Raw genomic sequence first — 20,425 nt, forward strand, 5'->3', positions numbered from 1 at the left:
CCCGACCGGTTCCGTGTATACCTGCTGCTGATCCAGACGGCAATCTGGATCTACAGCCGCACGGCCGGTCGGTAGCCCTGCCGGCGAGGGCCGTTCTCGTGTGCTGCGGTGGCGGCCCTCGCGTGCTCAGCCCAGTGGAACACGTGTATGCGCCAGAGAGAGGCGGGATTTCCCGTTTCGGCATATGCCAAACGCGGCACCGGATGCCCCTTCGGATAATCCCTTCGCGTGGACCGTGCGCTCACCGGAGTCCATCGGACGCCTCCATCCTGTCATCCTCATTCGAGGACGGGGGTGGCAACGGTGAAAAAAGCGCCTTGCGCCGGCACTGCACCGCGTGTGAGATGCGGTCGGCCTCGCTCGCGGTGACCGTGGGGCGCTGCTCGCTGATGAGCTTCTGGATCTTGCTGTAGGACACCCCGGTCTCGGCGGCCAGTGAACGCACGGTGTGACTGGTGCCCCCGGGCAGTGGATTCTCCATGAGCCGTCTGAGCAGCTTGCCGTCGTGCAGGTGATATCGGGGGTCGGGCACGGGCTGTCCTCCGGGACTTCATCCCCATTCGGGGATGGTGATAGCTAAGCACAGCGTTCGTCTTCGCGTCCAGCGCTCACGCCGCGCGGGCGCGGGCGTACACAAGGACCCTCGTTTTCAGACTGTTTATGCAGGCTGCATGGCCATCCCCGTCCCGTGTTGTGGACAATGAGCGGAAGCGGGTGTGAGCGTCCCCAGTCGGTTCGGGTGGGCGCGCCCGGCACGAGCGGCGCGGAGCTGGAGACCGGAGACCATGACATCTCGGGGTACCGAGACCCTTTCCCAGCTCATCGCAGAGCGGGTGGGCCCCAGGGGCAGCGGCCCGACCTATGCCCAACTCGCCAAGCAGTCGGTCGATCCGGAGACCGGATACCGCCCCTCGTCGAACCTGCTGTGGAAGATCGCCGCCAGGCACGAGGTGAAGGTCAACCCGCGGCTGGTCCGGGCGGTGGCCGCCGGCCTGGCCCTGCCCCTGGAACGCGTCCAGGCCGCGGCGGCCCGGCAGTTCATCGGATGGCAGGCCGTCGATCCGGGCATCCCGGGTGGCGACGACGACGAGGCGGTGCGGGTCGCCACGCGCGACGCCGAGGAGGTCGGTGACGCCGAGGAGGTCGGCGAATTCGTTCGCCGGTCACGCGACGAGGACGCGCGCGGCTGACCGAGGATCACCTGTGTGGGTGACGTCAAGTCCGAGTTCCGTCACGTAGGGTAGTCACATCTCGCCGATCGAACGGGCGTGCGAGATGGTGACGCGGTACGTGCTGAGGAGTGGGGGACCCGATGAGCGAGTTCGAGGTGGCCGGAGGGGCGGAATCGGCGGGGGCGGGGGCGACTCGCGCGGGCGGCCGGGTCGGCGGGACCGGTGTGACCGAGGTCCGCGTCCGCGCGATGCGTCTGGGCGACGGCTGCCCGGTCGCGGTGCGCGACACGGCGAGGGTCTGTGACCTGGCCATCGACTTCACTGCGCCGCCGGAGGACATCGCGGCGGCCCTGCGGGCGATCCTCCAGGAGGCCATCGACACCGGCCGCTGGGTCAGGCGCAGAGCCGGCCCCCGGGCGTAGCCGGGCGTGTTGTCGCCGCTGCGGGCTCCTCGGTTCCCGGTGCGGTTCCCGGTGTCGAAACGTCCGGGCCCGGGGCCCGACGGCCCTCCCGACTCCCGGCCCTCCCGGTTCCGCCGTTCCCGACCGCCGTCCGCGGCAAGGCGGTCGGCCTCGGCTCCCTCACCCGTGGGGGTCTGGACTTCCTGGTGGCCCTCACCACGCGCCCCGGACAGGCGGCACGAAAGGCGGGACCCCGTGTTCTGGACTACGGTCGGCCTATGTGCCGCTGGCTCGCCTACTCGGGGACGCCCGTTCTGCTGGACACTCTGCTCTACCGGCCCGCCCACTCGCTGATCGACCAGAGCCTGCACTCCCGGATGGGCCTCGAGACGACCAACGGCGACGGGTTCGGCGTCGGCTGGTTCGGGCAGGAGGCCGACACCCCGGCGGTCTTCCGGGACACCGGCCCGGCCTGGAACAACCGCAACCTGCGCGAGATCGCGGACCACGTCCGCTCCCCGCTGTTCTTCGCCCATGTCCGGGCCTCGACCGGTTCCGCGGTGCAGCAGACCAACTGCCACCCGTTCCGGTACGGCCGCTGGATGTGGATGCACAACGGCGCGATCACGGACTTCCACCGCGTCCGGCGGGACCTGTCCGTGGCCGTCGACCCGGCGCTGTTCGCCTGTGTCGAGGGATCGACCGACTCCGAGATCATGTTCTTCCTCGCGCTCACCCTCGGCCTGGAGAAGGACCCGCCCGGCGCCGTGGCCCGCATGGCGGGCCTGGTCGAGCGGGTGGGGCACGAGCACGGCGTGAGGTTCCCGCTCCAGATGACGGTCGCGGTCACCGGCGGCGAACGGGTCTGGGCCTTCCGCTATTCCAGCCAGGGCCGATCGCGGTCGCTCTTCCACAGCGCCAACGTCGACTCGCTGCGGGCGCTCCACCCCGACCTGGACTACCTGCGCGAGGTGTCCGACGACACCCGCCTCGTCGTGTCTGAGCCCCTGGGTGGGCTGCCGGGCACCTGGCGCGAACTCCCGGAGGGCAGCTACGGCGTCACCGAGCCCGGTGCGTACGTGCTGCGTCCCTTCGAGCCGCAGTACGCGTAGCCACGTGTCGGGAGTTGGCGTACGCGTCGTCACGCATGGCCCGTGGTCGTGTTGTGCGGACGGGCCGTGGGGCAGCATGGTTGACCAGGTGGAGCCCACGGCCGACGAAGGGACGTCAAGTGAGCAGCCTGAACAAGGGGTTCGGGAAAGTGGAGGCGCAGCTCAAATGGGACCCCAGTCCGCTCGGGGCGCCGGACAGTGATCTCGACCTGATCGCCGCCACGTACCGCGCGGACGACCCGCGGGGCGAGCCGGCGTACCTCGTGCACTTCGACAGCCGGTCGCCCGACGGCACGATCACCCTCGGCCGGGACAGTACGACCGGGAACGGCCTGGGCTTCGACGAGGAGATGACCCTCGAACTGGACCGGCTGAGTCCGGTGTACGGGCGGGTGATCGTGGGTGTCGCGATCCAGCAGCGCACCGGCCGCATGGTGTTCGGGGACATCGCCAACCCCGCGGTCCGGATCATGGAGGGGTACACCAGGCTGATGGAGAGCGACTTCGCCGGCCTGTCCGCGTGCACCGCCGCCACCGTCGCGGAGTTCACGCGCGCCGACTCCGGGGAATGGCAGTTCCACGTGTACCTGCGGGGATTCGACACCGATCCGGTCACCTTCGCCCGGACCATGGGCGGCGCCGCTTCCTGACCGCCGCGCCCCGGGCGTCCTTCCCACTGCCCCCGCCCTCCCGGCACCGCCGGCGGAACGTGCCGGGAGGGTCCCCGCCGGTGCCCAACCGGCGGGAACCCTCCCACGCCCCTCCCAGGACGGCAGGCAGGCCCTACTCCGCGTGGATGAGCCGGACCGGCACCGTGGCCTTGGCGTTGTGCCGCTGGGTCCAGGTGGTGAGCGCCGTGCGGCAGGCGTGGTCGAGGTGGCGAAGGCCGAGCAGGTCCAGTTCGACGGGCCGGTCGGTCGGCAGGGCCTCCAGTGTGTCGAGCATCTTCGGCAGCCGCAGGAAGGTGGCGTTGCCGGTGACCACGACCCGTATCGGCCGGTGGCTGTCCCCGTCCTCGTCCTCGTCCTCGTCCGCCCGGTCGTCGACGGTCACGTGGATGTGCGAGGTCTCCCATGCGCTCTTGGCCACCGCCAGGACGAGACCGATCAGGACGCCCTCGAACATGTTGACCGTCACGATGGCCAGCGCGGTGACGCCGAGGATCACGGCCTCCCCGCGGTGCTCGCGCCACAGCGGGCCGAGCTGCTTGACCGGCAGCAGCTTGAAGCCGGCGTGGACCAGCACCCCGGCGAGCGCCGCGAGGGGGATGACGCCGAGCACGTCGGGGAGCAGGGCGGCGAAGAGCAGCAGCCACACACCGTGCAGCACCCGGGACGCCTTGGTCCGCGCGCCGGCCTGCACGTTGGCGGCGCTGCGCACGATGACCGCGGTCATCGGGAGCGCGCCCAGCAGGCCGCAGAGGGTGTTGCCCGCGCCCTGGGCCATCAGCTCCTTGTCGTAGTCGGTGCGCGGGCCGTCGTGCAGCCGGTCCACGGCCGCCGCGCTGAACAGGCTCTCGGCCGAGGCGATCAGGGTGAAGGCCACGACGGTGCCCAGCAGGCCCACCTCGCCCAGCCGGCTCACCTCGTCCAGGCCCGGCGGCTGGATGGAGCCGAGCAGGCCCTCGACGTGGACCTTGTCCGTGGACAGGCCGAGCAGCGCGGTGGTGGCGGTGGCCAGGACGACCGCGGCCAGCGCGCCCGGCACCACCCGGACCCTGGCGGGCATCCGGGACCACAGCACGATCACCGCGATGGTCCCCGCGCCGACCCCGAAGGCCGCCGCGGCGGTGCCCGAGGTCGCCAGGTCGGCGAGGAGACCGGGCAGCCCGGTGATCTTGTCGAGACCACTGGCCGGGGCCTTGATGTCGGCCATCGCGTAGAGCTGTCCGGCGATGATCACCAGGCCGATCCCGGCGAGCATCCCCTCCACCACGGCTATCGAGATGGCCCGGAACCAACGGCCCAGTTTGAGGGCGCCGAGGGCGAGTTGGAGCAGGCCGGCGGCGAGCACGATGACGCCGAGCGCGGGCAGGCCGTAGGTGTCGACCGCCTCGGCGACCAGCACGGTCAGGCCGGCGGCGGGTCCGGAGACCTGGAGGCTGCTGCCGGGCAGCATGCCGGTGACCACACCACCGACGATGCCGGTGACCAGGCCGAGTTCGGCAGGCACCCCGGAGGCCACGGCCACGCCCACACACAGCGGCAGCGCGACGAGGAAGACGACGAGTGAGGAGTTCAGATCGGTACGCAGTGCGCGCCGGAACGGCGACACAGTGAGGGCAGACATGAGGACGCTTTCCGTGACGAGGGACGCGTACGAGGACGCGGACGGTTTGCGTAGGGCGGGTGCGGGTGCGGGTGCGGGTGCGGATGGCTGGATCGGGCGCGGGCACGGGTCGTCGGAACGCGTAAGGGATCGGTTGCGGACGGCGGGTGGCCGGGCGCGTACGGGTGTGGGTGGCCGGTAGCGCGAACGGGATCTTGGTTGCGGACGGCGGGTGGCCGGGCGCGTACGGGTGCGGGTAGGCCGGTGCGCGTAGGGGCGTGGGTGCGGGTCGGCCGGTGCGCCGACGCGGTCCGGTGGCGTACGGCGGTGCGGGCGCCGTACGCCTCCGGTGGCTACAGGGGCCGGAACTCGCCCGCGCCCGGGTCGTGCGCCAGCAGCTCGCCGGTGTCGACGGCGTAGAACCAGGCGTGCAGCCGCAGCTTGCCGTCGGCCAGCCGCCGGGCGACGAACGGGTAGCTCCGCAGGTGGTCGATCTGGGTCAGCAGGTGGTGCCGGGCGACGGAGTCCGGGTCCTCGTCCAGTGCCCGGTGCCCCGCCGAGGTCAGCCACTGCGCCACCAGCGGCATGGTCTCCATGGCCTGGGGTCGTATCAGCCCCTTCACGGCTCCGCAGTGCGTGTGACCGCACACCACGATCTCGGGGACGTCCAGTGCCTCGACGGCGAATTCCAGGGTGCCCGGCACGGCGCAGGCGGCCTGCGGGCGGTAGGGCGGGACGATGTTGCCCGCGGTGCGCAGTTCGAAGATCTCGCCGGGGCGGGCGCCGGTGAACAGCGACGGCATGACCCGGGAGTCGGAGCAGGCGATGAAGAGTGCCTGCGGGTGCTGGCCGCGGGCGAGTTCGGCGAATTCCCGCTGCCGGTCGGCGATCTTTGCCGGAAAAACGCGGGCGTGGTCGATGAGTGACTGCATGATCGGCCTCGTGCTCTCTTCGATACGGCTGGGAGCGTGATGCGAAGAGGCGCGCTCCGGACCCGGCACACGGGTACCGCCCGGCAGGCGGGCAGGGCGGTTCCGCCCGGTGGGAAAGCGGGCACGGCGCCCCGGGCGTCACAGGACGCCGAACGCCCGCGCCGCGCCCGTCGGGTGGGCCGCGACCGCGTGTCAGGTCGTACGGAGCGCGCTGTCGATCAGCAGCGGAAGGTCTGCAACTCGGCGGGTGTCGGGGCTTGTCCCAGTCCGGCGAGACGCCTTTGGCGCGCGGTGTGCTCAGCCGCGGGCCCGGCGGGCGGCTCGTACGGGACGGCGGTGGTTCCCTGGCCGGGGGCGTCGGCGCTCGCGACGGAGTACTGCCGGCTGCGGGCCGGGCGCCCCACCGTGTCGGCGCGGACCGCGTGATGGGCGGTCGTCCCCACGTGGGGCTGGTCGGACTCCACGGAGATGTCGGCGGGGAAGTCCCACCGCTCCGCGGTCTGTTCCACGGCGGCGGCCGGCCCCGAGGCCGACGTGTGGTGCGGCAGCGTCAGGTGCAGCAGCAGAGCGGAGAGCAGCAAGGTGACGACTGCCACCGCCCTGCGTCCCATGGCTGACCCCCGTCGCTTTTCGTCGCACAGCTCTACCGAAGAGCTACCCATCCCTCCAACGCCACACCCGAACCATCTGTTCCACATCCGCTGTGATTACCGTCACGAACCGCACAACCTCCCGGTCCGGGGCGGTTAGGGCAGGGCGGCCGACCCGTCGCTCAGCAGGGGCCGCACGGTGAGCGGCGGCCGGTCGTCGACGGGCAGCGCCGCCTCGGGAACGGCGAGGGAAGGCGTGGCGGTGGCAGTGGCCGCGGCTGTGGCCGCCACGGCGGGCGGCGGCGAATCCGCCCGCTGCTGAGGCAGCGTCAGCGCGAGCACCGGGCGCGGGCCGGCGACGACCGCGTAGTCCGGGCCCAGGAAGGTCGGGACCAGATCACCCGGTTCCTCGCCGAGGGCGAGCCGGACGCTGGCCCACGGGACGTTCAGTCCGCACTGGGCGAGCTGGTGCAGGCCGCCCGCCGGGCGGGTGTTGACGTCCATCAGTACCGGTTCGCCCTCGTAGAGGCGGAACTGGATGTTCGTCAGCCAGTGCAGGCGGAAGGCCTCGGCGAGCCGGCGCGACGGCTGGATCCACGCCGGATTGAGCGTGAAGCCCCGGCGGCGGCCGTTCTTGGTGCGGCCCACCGCCATCCGCACCCGGCCGTCCGGGCCGGTGAGGCAGTCGACGGAGACCTCAGGCTCGTCGAGCCGCGGCATCACCAGCCAGTCGACGGCCTCCTCGCCTTCGCGCAGCGCCTCCAGGACCAGGTTCACCGGAATGTACGGGCTGGGGAATCCGCTCAGGTGCACCAGTGAGAAGGACCCGCGGGTGACGACCCGGAAACCGACACCGCCCGCCCCGGAGGCCGGTTTGAAGCACGCCTTGTGTCCGGTCGCCTCGATCGCCTCGACGGCCGCCAGGAATTCGTCCTCGGTGCGCACACGCCACCACGGCGGCACCGCAATACCGGCTTTCGCGACCGCCTCGTAGGCGCACACCTTGTCCTGGAATACGGCGACGGCCTCACCGGGCGGGCACAGCAGCACCGTACCGAGCGCCTCGAACTCCGCGCGGTGCGCGGCGAGCACGGACTGGTGCAGCACCGGCACGAAGACGTCGATGCCGCGCTTGGCGCACTGGTCCAGCGCGTACTCCAGGTACGCGGCGGGCGACAGGCCCTCGGGCTCCAGGGCGGCGGTGTCGGCGGCGGCCAGGACCGGGGAGTCGGGATCGGCGTGGGTGGCATGGATGTCGACCGGCCGATCCTGGGGATTATGGCGCAACTGTTCTATGAAGAACACGTTCTCCGCGTACGTGCGGTTGAGCCAGACGCGTACGCGAGAGACCATTCAGTCCGCCTTTCAGAGTGTGCGGGCAGGGCAGAGCGCAGCAGCCGCACACGGGCCGGGAAAGGTGAGGGGCATAAAGCAGCCGCACGCGAAGCCACGTTCGCGACAGTTACTTGATGGAGCGATCATAAGCCACATCGCCCTTATGACTGCTACGTGCGTGTTACGGATCCCGGAAGGTCCCAGTCCTGAAACAGACGGACCCCCGGGACCGTGCTCGCCCATGGTAGAACCACTCAGCCCAGGCGGGCCTCCGCGTGGCCGGACACCGCGGGGATGACGGTTTCGCCGTAGGCGCGGAGGGTGGGTTCCTTGGCGTCGTGCTGGAGGTAGAGGGCGAACTGGTCGACCCCGAGGGCGCGGAGTTCCTCGAGGCGGGCGATGTGCTCCCGGGCCGGGCCGACCAGACAGAAGCGGTCGACGATCTCGTCGGGGACGAAAGCGGTGTGGGTGTTGCCCGCGCGGCCGTGCTCGTTGTAGTCGTAGCCGCGCCGGCCCTCGATGTACGCGGTGAGGGCCGCGGGGATGTCGGCGCCCTGCGTGCCGTAGCGGGCGACGATGTCGGCGACGTGGTTGCCGACCATGCCGCCGAACCAGCGGCACTGCTCCCGGGCGTGCGCGAGGTGTTCCGGGCTGCCGTCGGTGACGTACGCGGGTGCGGCCACGCAGATGGTGAGGGCGTCCGGGTCGCGGCCCGCCGCCTCGGCCGCCGCGCGGACCGCCTTGACGCTCCAGGCGGTGATGTCGGGGTCGGCGAGTTGCAGGATGAAGCCGTCGGCCGCCTCGCCGGCCAGGGCGAGCGCCTTGGGGCCGTAGGCGGCCATCCAGACCGGCAGCCGGCTGCCCGGATTCCAGGGCAGCCGCAGCCGGGTGCCCTTGTACTCGGCCTCACGGCCGTTGGCCAGCGCGCCGATCACGCCCATCGCCTCGCGCAGGGTGGCCAGGGTGACGGGCTTGCCGTTGATGACGCGCACCGCGGAGTCGCCGCGGCCGATGCCGCAGACGGTCCGGTTGCCGTACATCTCGTTCAGGGTGGCGAACAGCGAGGCGGTGACGGTCCAGTCACGGGTCGCCGGGTTGGTCACCATCGGACCGACGACGATCTTCCGGGTCTGCGCCAGGATCTGGCTGTAGATGACGAACGGTTCCTCCCACAGCAGGTGGGAGTCGAAGGTCCAGGCGTGCGAGAAACCGTACAGCTCGGCCTGGCGGGCCAGTTCCACGGTCCTGGCGGCCGGGGGGTCGCATTGCAGCACGACGCCGAAGTCCATGACGCTCCTCACGGTGCGGTGATCGCCGCGTACGCGGACGGACGGCGGTCGCGGAAGAACTGCCACTCCGAGCGCACCTCGCGGACCAGCCCCAGATCCAGGTCGCGGACCAGGAGTTCGCTCTGGTCGCCACTGGCGCGCTCGCCGACGTACGCGCCGCGCGGGTCGGCGAAGTAGGAGGTGCCGTAGAACCCGTTGGGGCCCTCGGTGCCGGTCCGGTTGACGGCGCCGACGTAGTACATGTTCGCGGCGGCCGCGGCGGGCTGCTCCAGGTCCCACAGGTGCCGGGACCTGCCGGGGTGGGTGGCCGAGGGGTTGAAGACGAGTTCGGCGCCGCCGAGCGCCAGCGACCGCCAGCCCTCGGGGAAGTGCCGGTCGTAGCAGATGTAGACACCGACCTTGCCGACCGCCGTGTCGAAGACCGGGAATCCGAGGTTTCCGGGCCGGAAGTAGAACTTCTCCCAGAAACCCTCGATCTGCGGAATGTGGTTCTTGCGGTACTTGCCGAGGTACGTTCCGTCGGCGTCGATCACTGCGGCCGTGTTGTAGAGGAATCCCGGCCGTTCCTCCTCGTAGACCGGCAGGACGATGACCATTCCCAATTCCCGCGCCAGCGCGCAGAACCGCTGGACCGCGGGTCCCTGCGGAACGGCCTCCGCGTAGGCGAAGAACTTCGTGTCCTGCACGTCGCAGAAATAGGGGCCGTAGAACAACTCCTGGAAGCACAGAACCTGGGTGCCCTGCGCCGCGGCCTCGTGCGCTGCCTTCTCGTGGGCCTGGATCATCGATTCCTTGTCGCCGGTCCAGCCTGTCTGGAACAGCCCTGCCCGCACCGTCTCACTCATGGATACCCCTTGGGAAATGGAATGTCTGCCGGGTGTCCTCAGATTAGGCCGACCGGCGATTACCGCCGCAGTGGCAGGCTGTAACGCGGTCTCGTGAGAGGCGTTTCACGGTGTCACCCCCGGCAATCCGGAAACCACCCGTGTCAAAACGGGCAACCGCCCCTGTTAATTCCTGGTTTCGTTTTCCGTACCGGGCGGTGGGTTAGGATTGACGGGTGACCGAGGACATGGGACACAGTCGGCCACTCACCGTGCGGGACATATTGGATCTCGACATGATGTCCGGCTGGGCTCCCGAGGTGGTCGCCGGCGCCGCGCACCTGGACCGGCCGGTGCGCTGGCTGCATGTCGCCGAGGTGCCCGACATCGCGGTGATGCTCAGCGGCGGGGAGATGGTGCTCACCACCGGATCTCTGCTCTCCGGCGACGAGCGCGCGCAGGCCGAGTACGTGGAGTCGCTGCACCGCGCGGATGTGGCCGCGATCGTCCTGGGCCTGGGCCGGGCGTTCCCCACCGTGCCCGCGCCGATGCGGCGCGCCGCCCAGCGGCTCGGGCTGCCCTTCGTCGTGCTGCACCGCCCGGCGCCGTTCGCCCGCCTCATCGAGGAGGTGCAGCCCCGGCTCCTCTACACCAAGTACGCGGCGGTCAGCCTGTCGGACCGGATGCGCGCCTCGCTCACCGCGCTCAACCTCTCGGGGGCCGGCCTGCAGCAACTCCTGGACGAGATCGTCGGCTACAGCGGCGGCCCGGTCGTACTGACCAATCTCGCCGACCGCGTGCTCGCCACCGCGGGCGACCAGGACGCACTGAGCGATCTGCTGCGTGACTGGAACCGGGTGGCCCGGCAACTCGGCGACCTGGCCGGAGCGGAGCCGGTCACCATCACCCCCAACGGATGGGCGCTGGCGGCCCTTGAGGCGCGCGGCCGGCGCTGGGGACGGCTGGCCCTGTTCGGTTACCGCGGTTCGGAGGAGGTCGGCCGGGTGCTGGCCGACCGCGCCGCCGAGGCGCTGGTCGTGCACCGGCTGCTCGGCGACGGCCACGACTGGGAGGACCACGGCGCGCAGTCACTGCTGACCGATCTGGCCTCCGGCGCGGCCCGTCCGGAACAACTGCCCACCCGGGCCCGCGCCGCCGGACTGCCGGTGGGCGGCCGTACCTTCGTACCGCTCGTCGTCCGCTGCCTGGACCCGGCGCCCGGCGCCGAAGCGGTCGTGGACCTGGTCCGCAGGGCCGTCGCCGACCGCTCGGTGGCCGGCCTGGTGGCCCGCATCGACACCCGCGGCACCGCGGCGGTGCTCAGCGTGCCGCGCGAGCAGGACCCGGACGCGGTGCTGCACAAGGTGGCGTGCCGGGTGCACGAACGGTTCGCCCGCGCGGGCGGGACCGCCGTGGTCGGGGCCGGCTTCGTCTGCCCGGCCCTCGCGGACCTGCCGCGGTCCTTCGCGGAGGCCGTCCACGTCGCGGACGCGGCCGTCGCCGGTCCGCCGGCCGGGCCGGTGGCCCGGCTGCGCGACGTACGGCTGCGCGGCCTGGTGCGGGTGCTGCGCGACGAACCCGAACTCCAGGCGTTCATCGCCCGCGAGCTGGGACCGCTCCTCGACCACCCCCACCTCCTCGACGTCCTGCGCACCTACCTGGCCGCCGGCCGCAACAAGTCCCAGGCCGCCCAGGCCCACCACGTCAGCCGCCCCGCGATGTACCGCCGCCTCCAGAGCATCGAGGAACTCCTCGCCACCGACCTGGACGACTGGGACCAGCTCACCACCCTCTACGTCGCCCTCCTCGCATACGACGCGCAGCACACCCCGGGAACGCACCCAGCACCACCCCCCGCCGGTTGACGGCACCGGGGCCCCAAGACGTTCCTGCGCCGCCCCGCCGCAACCCGCAGGCGGACGGGAGCCGTAGGTACGCACCCGGAGGGTGACGACCCAGGAGGCGGTCCGGGACGGACGCCGGTACGCCCCCCTGCCCCCCGCCGCAACCCGCAGGCGGACGGGAGCCGCACGTACGCCCCCCGCCGCAACCCGCAGGTGGACGGGGGCCGCACGTACGCGCCGCCCGGCGGTCGACGGGGCCGGGGAGGGGGCCTGAGACATCGGTGCGCCCCCCTGCCGCTCCCGGCGCAACCCGCAGGTTGGACGGGGGCCGCGCCCCCCGGAGGCGGGCTCGGGAGGGTGACGGGGTCGGAGGGGGAGGGGTCCGAGACGTTCGTATATGTGTGGCCCGGGTAAGACCCGCACTCAGCGAAGTGCCGGCAACGGGCCGTACATATGCAGTCTCGGACCCCTCTCCCGGAGGCCCCGGCGCCCGGCCGCACCACGCCCCCAGCACCCCGCCCCAACTTCCCCCGGCGCCTCGCGCTACGAAAGGCCGTCGACGGCCAGCCACACCGCGGTGTCCTGCGGCAGCCGCCCCTCGTCCAGCGCCCCGCTCGCCAGCAGGACCTCACCGCCGGCCGGAAGCGGCCAGGGCTCCGCGGAGAAGTTCACCGCGCAGACCAAGCCGGGCTCGCGGGCGAACACGAGCGTGTCCTGCGGCGCGTCCAGCCACCGCAGCGTCCCGTCGCCCAGCGCCGCGTGCTCGCGGCGCAGCCGCAGCGCCGCCCGGTAAAGCTCCAGCATCGACCCGGGGTCGCCGGCCTGCGCCTCGGCCGTGCAGTCCTTCCACGCCCGCGGCTGGGGCAGCCACGGCTCGGCCGTCGCGCCGTCCGGGCTGAAGCCGAACGGCGGCTCACCGCCCGACCACGGCAGCGGCACCCGGCAGCCGTCGCGGCCCTTGTCGGTGTGGCCGGAGCGCTCCCACGTGGGGTCCTGGAGTACCTCCGCGGGCAGGTCCTCGACCTCCGCGAGGCCCAGTTCCTCACCCTGGTAGACGTACGCCCCGCCGGGCAGCGCCAGCATGAGCAGCGCCGCGGCGCGGGCCCGCCGTCGGCCGAGTTCGGGGTCGAGCGGGTCGGTGAGCTGCGCCAGCGCCTGCACGCTGCGGTCCTGCTGGGGCCGGCCGTAGCGGGAGGGGTGGCGGGCGACGTCGTGGTTGGACAGCACCCACGTGGTCGGGGCGCCGACCGCGGCGACGCCGGACAGCGATCCGTCGATGACCTTGCGCAGCGGGCCGGCCAGCCAGGGCGCGGCCAGGAACTCGAAGTTGAACGCGGTGTGCAGCTCGTCCGGCCGCAGGTAGCGGGCCAGCCGCTCCGGGCCGTCGACCCACGCCTCCGCGGTGAAGGCCCGCGGCACCTCGTAGGAGTCGGCCACCGCGCGCCAGGCGCGGTAGATCTCGTGCACGCCGTCCCGGTCCCAGTGCGGGTGGTCGGCCTGGTCGCGGGAGAAGTAGTCGTACGGGTCACCGAGTACGCCGCCGAGGTCCGGCAGTCCGGGCGCCTTCACCAGCGCGCTGGCCACGTCGATGCGGAACCCGTCCACGCCCAGGTCGAACCAGAACCTCAGTACCGACTCGAACTCCGCGCGGACCTCCTGGTTGTCCCAGTCGAGGTCCGGCTGCTGCGGCGCGAACAGGTGCAGGTACCACTCGCCGGGCGTGCCGTCGCTCTCGGTGACCCGGGTCCACGCCAGGCCGCCGAAGACGCTCGGCCAGTCGTTGGGCGGCAGTTCGCCGTCCGCGCCGCGGCCGGGCCGGAAGTGGTAGCGGGCCCGCTCCGGGGAGCCGGGCTCCGCGGCCAGCGCCGCCTGGAACCAGGCGTGCTGGTCGGAGGTGTGGTTCGGGACGAGGTCGAGGACGACCCGCAGGCCGAGACCGTGCGCCTCGTCGATCAGTTGCCGCGCCTCGTCCAGCGTGCCGAAGGCGGGCTCGATCGCGCGGTAGTCGGCGACGTCGTACCCCGCGTCGGCCATCGGCGACGGGTACCAGGGGTTGATCCAGATCGCGTCGACGCCGAGGCCCGCGAGGTACGGCAGCCGGGCCCGCAGGCCGGCGATGTCGCCGAGGCCGTCACCGTTTCCGTCGGCGAAACTGCGGATGTAGACCTGGTAGATGACCGCGTCACGCCACCATTCGGCGGTGGGCGGCGGGGCCAGGGGCTGGGTGGTGGACTGGTGGGGCAACGTAATCTCTCCTGATGAAACGTCACGTGGGGGGTGGGTGCGGCCTGCTCCGGGCAGGGGCCGCCGCGATCAGCGTCCCGAGCCGGCGCTGAGGCCCGCCTTGATGTAGCGCTGCGACACCACCAGCAGCAGGATCGCGGGCACGCTGGCGAGCAGCGACGAGGCCATCACCGAGCTCCACGAGATCTGCTGCGCGCCGATGTACTGGTAGACCCCGAGCGTGACCGGGCGCAGGTCGGAACCGGTGGTCAGGGTGAGGCCGAACAGGAAGTCGCCCCACGCGTAGATGAACGCGAACACGCCCGCCGTGATGAGACTGTTGCGGCTGAGCGGAAGGACCACCGAGACGAAGGTGCGCAGGCTGCCCGCACCGTCGAGCATCGCGGCCTCCAGGATCTCCCCGTCCATCCGCAGCATGAACGACCGCAGCACGATGATCGCGAACGGGATGCCCATCGAGGCGTCCGCCGCGATCAGGGCGAGATGGGTGTCCAGCAGGCCGAGCTTGTTGAACAGCGCGTAGTAGGCGTTGGACAGCACGATCCCGGGGATCATCTGCGTGATCAGCACCACGACCAGGATCACCCCGACGATCCGGGACCTGATCCGGGCCAGGGCGAAGGCCGCCGGCGCGGCGACGGCGACGGACAGCGCGCCCGCGCCCAGCGCCACGACCGTACTGGTGCCGATGTTGCCCAACTGGTCGTCGAGCGCGTCGCGGTAGCCGCTCAGGCTCCAGCGCGCGGGCAGCCAGCGCATGTTCGCCTGCGTCACGCCGGCCTGGAACGACGCGGAGAGCATCCACAGCACGGGGAGCAGCATCGCCACGACGATGAGCACGGCCACCAGGGTGTAGAGCCACGGATGGCGGGGCGTGTTGTTCCCGGGCGTGGCCGACGCACGCGACCTGCGTCGGTTCGCGGGGACCGCGGAGTTCACAGAGCTCACAGCGTGCTCGCTTCCTGGTCGCTGCGCCTGGTCAGGCGGACGTAGACGACGGCGAAGACCAGCGTGAGCAGCAGCAGCAGGTTGCCGATCGCCGCGCCCTGGCCGAACTTGAACTGCTTGAAGGAGGACGTGTACGCCATCATCGCCAGCGTCTGCGTGGAGTTCGCCGGACCGCCGCCGGTCATGATGAGGACGAGGTCGAGCACCTTGAGCGTGAAGACCACACCGAGGATGACCAGCACCGACAGCACCGGGCGCACCGCGGGCAGGGTGATGTGCCAGAACCGCCGCCAGTAGCCGGCGCCGTCCAGGCTGGCCGCCTCGTGGAGTTCGGCCGGTACGCCGTCGAGGCTCGCGCTGAAGATGGTGAACGTGAACGGCAGCCCGATCCAGATGTTCACCGCGATGACCGTGCCCAGGGCGAGGCTCGGCGACGACAGCCAGCCGGTGTGCTCGGGCAGCCCGAGCCCTGCCGCGATGCCGTTCACCGCGCCGTCCTGCTGGAGCATCCACCGCCACAGCGTGCCGACCACCACCAGCGGGATCAGCCACGGCAGCAGCAGCAGACTCGACAGCCAGCGCCGGCCGGGAAAGCGGTGCTGGAAGAAGAGCGCGATCAGCATCCCGATCACCAGCTGCCCGGCGACCGACACGACGGTGAACAGGATCGTGTTGCGGAAGGCCGTGCTGATCAGCGGCGACGCGAGTACGTCGGTGTAGTTCCGCAGCCCGATCCAGTTGGCCTTGCCCGTGATGAACGTCGCGGTGTTGTAGTCCGTGAAGGCCATGTAGGCGTTGAGCCCGAGCGGGTATCCGAAGAACACCCCGAGGTACGCGAGGGCGGGCACCAGGAAGAGCAGGTGGACCATCCGTTCCCGGGCCCGGCGGCCGGACAGGCCGCCGGTGCGCGGCCGGGCCGGGGCCGCCGCGCGGCGGCCGCTACGGCGCTCCGCCGGGTCCGTGGTGCCGGCCACGGAGAGGGCCTTACCGGAAAAGAGGCCCTTGGCCGGGCGAGGTGCCGGGCGCCCCGGCGCCCGGCTCGTCGCGGGCCTCACTCGTTCGAGGCCTTGGCCAGGGCGTCAGCCGGGCTGGAGCCGCCGACCAGCGCGTACTGCAGCGCCGAACCGTACTGCGGGACGCGCTTGTCCCACAGCTCGCCGAGCTGGCTGGTCCGGTTGTAGGCGCCGGGGATCTCGGCGAGGAACGGGGCGTACTCCGGGTGCTCCGTGCCGATCTGCTTGATGACGTCGGCGAGCGCGGGCAGCGGCTGGCCGGCCCGGGCCATCTCCAACTGGCGGTCGGCGTCGGTCATGCACTTGACGACCTTGGCGGCCGTCTCCTGCCGCACACCGCCGTCGGTGACCGGGACGGTCCAGCCCTCGCCGCCCATCGGCGAGACGGGGGACGCGCCGGGCTTCAGCGTCGGGAGCGTGACCACGCCGTAGTCGACCTTCGAGCCCTTGAGGTTGCCGATCGTCCACGGCCCGGAGATGGTCATCGCGGCCTTTCCGCCGATGAACTGGTCGGGCGCGTCCCAGCCCCAGTTGACCGAGTCGGTCGACAGGCTGCCGTCCTTCACCAGCCCCTGCCAGAGCGCGAGCGCGGCCTTGTGGCCGGCGTCCGTCATGTTCTTGGGGTCGCCGCCGGCGGAGAGCACGAACGGCAGGAAGACGTAGGCGCCGGTGCCCTTGCTGTCGCCGGGCAGCGCGATGCCGTGGCGTCCGCCCTTGGTCAGCGCCTTGGCGGCGCTGCGCAGTTCGGCGAAGGTCTTCGGCGGCTGGAGCCCGGCCTCCTTGAACATCGCCTTGTTGTAGTAGAGCGCCAGGGTGTTGACGTTCGAGGTGATCCCGTAGAGCACGTCCTTGCTCTGGCCCAGCGACAACGTGGACTTGTCGAGGCCCTTGCCGGTGATGCCGTAGTCGCCGAGATCGGTGAGGATGCCGGTGCCGGCCACCCGGGCCAGGTCGGAGGAGTCCAGGTAGAGCAGGTCGGGCAGGGACTTGGCCGATCCGGCCTGGAGCACCCGCGGCGTGAGCTGGTCGGCGGGGAACGTCTGGCTCTTGATCTTCGCGCCGACGGTGGCAGCACAGGCGGTGAGCTGCTTCTTGTTGACGGACGTGAACGGCTCGTAGGGGATGCCGTTCCACGCGGTCAGGGTCAGGTCCTTGGCGGACGACCCCGAGCCGCTCGACGAGCCGCAGCCGGCGAGGGTCAGACCGAGGGCAGCGGCCACCGCTGCCGATATGACCGGGACAAACGCACGGCGACGCGTGGACAGGGCCATGGGCACCTCACTTGGGAGTTGAGACCTCGGGGGCGACCGACAAGTGAAATCTCAGTGATGAGTTGTCGATTCGTATCGACACAGTAGGGGGAAACCGCGAAGTAACCCACACCGGATGGGGCTTCGTAACCTGGATTTTTCCGCCGAAACATTTTGGCAATGGTGCCCCCAGCGGCGGGGGCGAGCGCTGTCCGGCCGGAAGCGGCACGGAATCATCGCAGGTGGGGCAGGGATCGCCGGGGCGTCGCGGTTCGGCCCGGGATGCGGAACGAGGCCCGGTTCCCGGGCGGCCGGACTGACCGGAACGCCCTTGCGGGGCGATCAGGACGGCCGGGACGTGCAGAACATCACAGATCCGACGACGCGCCGATGAACTGCGGTGGCACCAGCCGGGACACCGGCGCGCGCCCTTCGAGGATCTCCAGCACGCAGTCGACGGAGGCGGCGGCGAGGGTGTCCACCGGGTTGACGATCCGCTTCGCCGCGCTCTCCTCGGCGCCCGGCAGCCCGGACGCGCCGAAGATGATCAGGTCCTGCGCGGGGTCGGAACCGGGACGCAGCCGGGCGAAGAGCGAGCGGAACCGTTCGAAGCTGGTGAAGCTCGGAGCGAGCAGCAGGGCGCCGCACAAGGGGTTGTCGCCCAGCAGCGCCCCGAAGCGCCGCTCGTCGTCGTCCCGGTCGCTCGTCGGAACGAAGTCGAGTACGCCGACACCGCTCGCCTCGGCTGCCTCCGTCACGCCGCGGATGATGCGCCGGACGTACAAGTACCCGGCGTCCCGTTCGGCCTGGCGCGGACCGACATGCACCACCTGACGGTGCCCCAGCGCGGCGAACTCCGCGAACGCCAGCTCGGCCGCCCGCTCGAAGTCGAAGTCGACGAACGGCAGATCCGTGCCGACCGGACGGCCCAGTGCGACCGTCGGGAACCCGAGCGCCCTGGCGACCGCCGGCCGCTGGTCCCGGCCCGTCACCGACATCAGTATCGCCCCGTCGGCCCGCCGCCCGGTGGCCAGCTCCCGCAGTGCGCCCGCCGCGTCCCCGGCGTCCGTGCACATCAGCAGGTCATAGCCGCGCCGCGCGGCGGCCAGGGTCAGGCGCAGCAGATACAGGCCGAGCCAGGGATCCGTTATGCCCTCGGTCGCCGGGATCGACAGCGCGAGCGTCCGCGTCTGCCCTCCGCGCAGCGCGCGCGCCGCGGCGCGCGGCGTGTATTCCAACTCCCGCATCGCCGCTTCGACGCGGGCGGTGACCTCCGCGGAGATCGGACGCGTTCCGTTGAGCACGTACGACACGGTGCTCTGCGAGACGCCCGCGCGCCGTGCGACATCGGTCATCGACGCGGGACGCCGTGGCTTGCGCTGCCCTACCGGCACGAGATTCCCCCCGCGTGGTTCCGAAACTGCTCACCCGGCACCGCGATTCGACGTGACGGGTACGGGAGTTCATGATGACATCCCGCGCACACCGCGTGGCGAGTTGCTGCGGGGGTTAACCGCGACCGTATTCGATACGTATCGATCTCGTCAATTACGGGGCGTGTTGAATCCTCCTCGCCGGAGGTGCCGGGCCGGTGTTCTCCACCTCACCGACCACCTTGGTGTACTCGGTGTCGTGTTCGCCGTGGACGTACACCTCGGTGACCCTGCCGCCCCTGTTCGTGACGGCGAAGGCGGTCTCCCCGCTGTGGAGTTCGGTCCTGGCCACCTCGCAGGCGGTGCGGGTGGCGGCGACCGCTGTCTCGTTGCCCGAACTCCCGGTGTCCGAGCCGCCGCAGGCGGACAGCGGCGGGAGCGCGAAGAGCGCCGCGCCGGCGAGGGCGAGCGGAAGCGGGCGTGCGGAGCGCATGCCGGATCACCAGGTGACGGGGACGGCGTGAGTACGGGAAGGGTGGGGGGAGGTCGGGGGTCAGCGGGCCTGCGCGGGCGCCTCCGCGGGAGCCGGAGCGGCAGGGGTGGCGCGGGACCGGCCGGGCAGGAAGAAGAGGGTCATTACCGGGACGACGTAGAGCAGCCAGGCCACCACCTCGAGCCAGGTCGAGGCCGGGCTGAAGTTGAGGGTGCCCTTGAGCAGGGTGCCGTACCAACTGTCCGGCGGGATGGTGGAGGAGACGTCGAAGGCGTGGTTGTCCAGACCGGGCAGGATGGACGCCTCCTGCAGATCGTGCACACCGTAGGAGAAGACGCCGGCCGCCACGACGACCAGGCCGGCGCCGGTCCAGGTGAAGAACTTCGCCAGGTTGATCTTCACGGCGCCCCGGTAGAAGAGGTAACCGAGGAGGACGGCACTGACCAGGCCGAGTGCGGCGCCGAGGACCGGATCGGTGGTCTGCCCGGCGGCCTGGACCGCGGTCCAGATGAACAGCGCGGTCTCCAGCCCTTCGCGGCCCACCGCGATGAACGCGGTGGCGACCATCGCGACGGTGCCCATGGCGAGCGCGGCGTCGAGCCGGCTGTGCAGTTCGGTCCGCAGGTGGCGGGCGGTCCGCCGCATCCAGAAGATCATCCAGGTGACGAAGCCGACCGCCACGATGGACAGGCTGCCCCCGAAGGCCTCCTGAGCCTTGAAGGTCATCTGCGAGGAGGAGAAGGTGAGGACCGCACCGAAGGCGAGGCTGAGCGCGACGGCGGCGAGCACGCCGGTCCACATGGGGACCAGGCGGTCGCGCCGGTCGCTCTTGACGAGGTAGGCGACGAGGATGCCGACGACGAGGGACGCTTCGAGTCCTTCGCGCAGGCCTATGAGGTAGTTGGCAAACACGCCTCGGAGCATACTTAGGTAAGGCTTACCTATCAACTGTCGGAGTGTCAGATATTACGACTGATAGGCCATGAGCGCCATCATCCCGGCCTCGCCGTGGTACGCGTTGTGGCAGTGCAGCAGCCACTCGCCGGGGTTGTCCGCGTCGAAGAAGACGGACACGGTTGTGCGGGGGAGCACGATCGCGGTGTCCTTGCGCGGGCCGGTCTCGCCGAGCTGGTAGGTGTGGCCGTGCAGGTGCATCGGATGCCACATACGGGTCCTGTTGACGAAGTCCAGCCGTACGCGCTGGCCTTGCGCGACCCACAGCGCGTTCGCCTCCGGGTGGGCCATGTCGAACGGCACGCCGTTGATGGACCAGTCGTACCTCTCCATGCCGCCGGTGATCCTGATCCGGTGGGTGACGTCGGTCGCGGCGGTCGGCA

20 protein-coding genes are annotated in these 20,425 nt (G+C 71.2%); 5 read left to right on the plus strand and 15 right to left on the minus strand.

All coding sequences use genetic code 11. The features are described 5' to 3' along the window. Positions 1-241: 241 nt before the first annotated feature. Complete coding sequence (locus VIW71_RS23135; RefSeq protein ID WP_331624462.1) at positions 242-532, minus strand: hypothetical protein; 291 nt, start codon at positions 530-532, stop codon at positions 242-244. A 253-nt stretch (positions 533-785) separates the two neighbouring features. Between VIW71_RS23135 and VIW71_RS23140 the strand changes: the two genes are divergently transcribed. From VIW71_RS23140 to VIW71_RS23155, 4 genes are all read left to right on the plus strand, one after another. Beyond that, positions 786-1,190 (plus strand): hypothetical protein, encoded by a 405-nt coding sequence (locus VIW71_RS23140; RefSeq protein WP_331624463.1) that lies wholly within the window; start codon positions 786-788, stop codon positions 1,188-1,190. A 122-nt stretch (positions 1,191-1,312) separates the two neighbouring features. Beyond that, positions 1,313-1,594, plus strand: coding sequence for a hypothetical protein (locus VIW71_RS23145; protein WP_331624465.1), 282 nt, complete (start codon positions 1,313-1,315; stop codon positions 1,592-1,594). Between the two features lie 257 nt (positions 1,595-1,851). Continuing rightward, positions 1,852-2,685, plus strand: coding sequence for a class II glutamine amidotransferase (locus VIW71_RS23150; protein WP_331624466.1), 834 nt, complete (start codon positions 1,852-1,854; stop codon positions 2,683-2,685). 119 nt (positions 2,686-2,804) lie between these two features. Beyond that, positions 2,805-3,335 carry a TerD family protein gene (locus tag VIW71_RS23155; RefSeq protein ID WP_331624468.1) on the plus strand — a complete coding sequence of 177 codons (531 nt, stop codon included), beginning with the start codon at positions 2,805-2,807 and terminating at the stop codon, positions 3,333-3,335. Between the two features lie 133 nt (positions 3,336-3,468). Here VIW71_RS23155 and VIW71_RS23160 read toward each other — a convergent pair whose 3' ends face one another. From VIW71_RS23160 to VIW71_RS23185, 6 genes are all read right to left on the minus strand, one after another. Further along, a complete protein-coding gene (locus tag VIW71_RS23160) occupies positions 3,469-4,974 on the minus strand; it encodes a SulP family inorganic anion transporter (RefSeq protein ID WP_331624469.1) in 1,506 nt (501 codons plus the stop codon). A gap of 332 nt (positions 4,975-5,306) precedes the next feature. Then, complete coding sequence (locus tag VIW71_RS23165) at positions 5,307-5,885, minus strand: carbonic anhydrase (protein ID WP_331624470.1); 579 nt, start codon at positions 5,883-5,885, stop codon at positions 5,307-5,309. Between the two features lie 218 nt (positions 5,886-6,103). Continuing rightward, complete coding sequence (locus VIW71_RS23170) at positions 6,104-6,496, minus strand: hypothetical protein (protein WP_331624471.1); 393 nt, start codon at positions 6,494-6,496, stop codon at positions 6,104-6,106. A 135-nt stretch (positions 6,497-6,631) separates the two neighbouring features. Continuing rightward, a complete protein-coding gene (locus VIW71_RS23175) occupies positions 6,632-7,828 on the minus strand; it encodes an ATP-grasp domain-containing protein (protein WP_331624472.1) in 1,197 nt (398 codons plus the stop codon). A 236-nt stretch (positions 7,829-8,064) separates the two neighbouring features. Continuing rightward, positions 8,065-9,099, minus strand: a complete 1,035-nt coding sequence (locus tag VIW71_RS23180) for a TIGR03842 family LLM class F420-dependent oxidoreductase (RefSeq protein WP_331624473.1) — start codon at positions 9,097-9,099, stop codon at positions 8,065-8,067. An 8-nt stretch (positions 9,100-9,107) separates the two neighbouring features. Then, positions 9,108-9,944: a nitrilase-related carbon-nitrogen hydrolase gene (locus tag VIW71_RS23185; RefSeq protein ID WP_331624474.1), complete on the minus strand. Its 837-nt coding sequence runs from the start codon at positions 9,942-9,944 to the stop codon at positions 9,108-9,110. A gap of 227 nt (positions 9,945-10,171) precedes the next feature. Here VIW71_RS23185 and VIW71_RS23190 point away from each other — a divergent pair, with 227 nt between their 5' ends. After that, positions 10,172-11,788: a PucR family transcriptional regulator gene (locus VIW71_RS23190; protein ID WP_331624487.1), complete on the plus strand. Its 1,617-nt coding sequence runs from the start codon at positions 10,172-10,174 to the stop codon at positions 11,786-11,788. Positions 11,789-12,310: 522 nt separating this feature from the next. On the opposite strand, the gene VIW71_RS23195 is transcribed toward VIW71_RS23190, so the two are convergent. From VIW71_RS23195 to VIW71_RS23230, 8 genes are all read right to left on the minus strand, one after another. Then, positions 12,311-14,011, minus strand: coding sequence for a glycoside hydrolase family 13 protein (locus VIW71_RS23195; protein WP_331624475.1), 1,701 nt, complete (start codon positions 14,009-14,011; stop codon positions 12,311-12,313). Between the two features lie 69 nt (positions 14,012-14,080). Continuing rightward, positions 14,081-14,959, minus strand: coding sequence for a carbohydrate ABC transporter permease (locus VIW71_RS23200; RefSeq protein ID WP_331624476.1), 879 nt, complete (start codon positions 14,957-14,959; stop codon positions 14,081-14,083). Next, a complete protein-coding gene (locus VIW71_RS23205; RefSeq protein ID WP_331624477.1) occupies positions 14,956-15,933 on the minus strand; it encodes a carbohydrate ABC transporter permease in 978 nt (325 codons plus the stop codon). Before VIW71_RS23205 ends, VIW71_RS23200 begins: the two co-directional genes overlap by 4 nt. A gap of 77 nt (positions 15,934-16,010) precedes the next feature. Beyond that, entirely contained in the window at positions 16,011-17,192 is a 1,182-nt protein-coding gene (locus VIW71_RS23210; RefSeq protein ID WP_331624479.1) for a sugar ABC transporter substrate-binding protein, read from the minus strand. 398 nt (positions 17,193-17,590) lie between these two features. Further along, a complete protein-coding gene (locus tag VIW71_RS23215; protein WP_331624481.1) occupies positions 17,591-18,577 on the minus strand; it encodes a LacI family DNA-binding transcriptional regulator in 987 nt (328 codons plus the stop codon). A 193-nt stretch (positions 18,578-18,770) separates the two neighbouring features. Further along, on the minus strand, positions 18,771-19,088 hold the full coding sequence (locus tag VIW71_RS23220) for a hypothetical protein (RefSeq protein ID WP_331624483.1): 318 nt from the start codon (positions 19,086-19,088) through the stop codon (positions 18,771-18,773). Positions 19,089-19,148: 60 nt separating this feature from the next. After that, a complete protein-coding gene (efeU, locus tag VIW71_RS23225; protein WP_331624484.1) occupies positions 19,149-20,000 on the minus strand; it encodes an iron uptake transporter permease EfeU in 852 nt (283 codons plus the stop codon). A 54-nt stretch (positions 20,001-20,054) separates the two neighbouring features. Then, the coding region (locus tag VIW71_RS23230; protein WP_331624485.1) for a multicopper oxidase domain-containing protein at positions 20,055-20,425 on the minus strand (371 nt) is incomplete at its 5' end.

The sequence above is a fragment of the Streptomyces sp. genome (assembly GCF_036524955.1).
Lineage (GTDB): Bacteria > Actinomycetota > Actinomycetes > Streptomycetales > Streptomycetaceae > Actinacidiphila.

Excerpts from the sequence above, each read along its gene's own strand:
- VIW71_RS23170 (WP_331624471.1), bottom strand. The coding sequence starts at position 6,496 with ATGGGACGCAGGGCGGTGGCAGTCGTCACCTTGCTGCTCTCCGCTCTG.
- VIW71_RS23160 (WP_331624469.1), bottom strand. The coding sequence starts at position 4,974 with ATGTCTGCCCTCACTGTGTCGCCGTTCCGGCGCGCACTGCGTACCGAT.
- VIW71_RS23185 (WP_331624474.1), bottom strand. The coding sequence starts at position 9,944 with ATGAGTGAGACGGTGCGGGCAGGGCTGTTCCAGACAGGCTGGACCGGC.
- VIW71_RS23190 (WP_331624487.1), top strand. The coding sequence starts at position 10,172 with ATGGGACACAGTCGGCCACTCACCGTGCGGGACATATTGGATCTCGAC.
- VIW71_RS23165 (WP_331624470.1), bottom strand. The coding sequence starts at position 5,885 with ATGCAGTCACTCATCGACCACGCCCGCGTTTTTCCGGCAAAGATCGCC.
- VIW71_RS23180 (WP_331624473.1), bottom strand. The coding sequence starts at position 9,099 with ATGGACTTCGGCGTCGTGCTGCAATGCGACCCCCCGGCCGCCAGGACC.
- VIW71_RS23140 (WP_331624463.1), top strand. The coding sequence starts at position 786 with ATGACATCTCGGGGTACCGAGACCCTTTCCCAGCTCATCGCAGAGCGG.
- VIW71_RS23175 (WP_331624472.1), bottom strand. The coding sequence starts at position 7,828 with ATGGTCTCTCGCGTACGCGTCTGGCTCAACCGCACGTACGCGGAGAAC.
- VIW71_RS23150 (WP_331624466.1), top strand. The coding sequence starts at position 1,852 with ATGTGCCGCTGGCTCGCCTACTCGGGGACGCCCGTTCTGCTGGACACT.
- VIW71_RS23215 (WP_331624481.1), bottom strand. The coding sequence starts at position 18,577 with ATGACCGATGTCGCACGGCGCGCGGGCGTCTCGCAGAGCACCGTGTCG.
- VIW71_RS23145 (WP_331624465.1), top strand. The coding sequence starts at position 1,313 with ATGAGCGAGTTCGAGGTGGCCGGAGGGGCGGAATCGGCGGGGGCGGGG.
- VIW71_RS23220 (WP_331624483.1), bottom strand. The coding sequence starts at position 19,088 with ATGCGCTCCGCACGCCCGCTTCCGCTCGCCCTCGCCGGCGCGGCGCTC.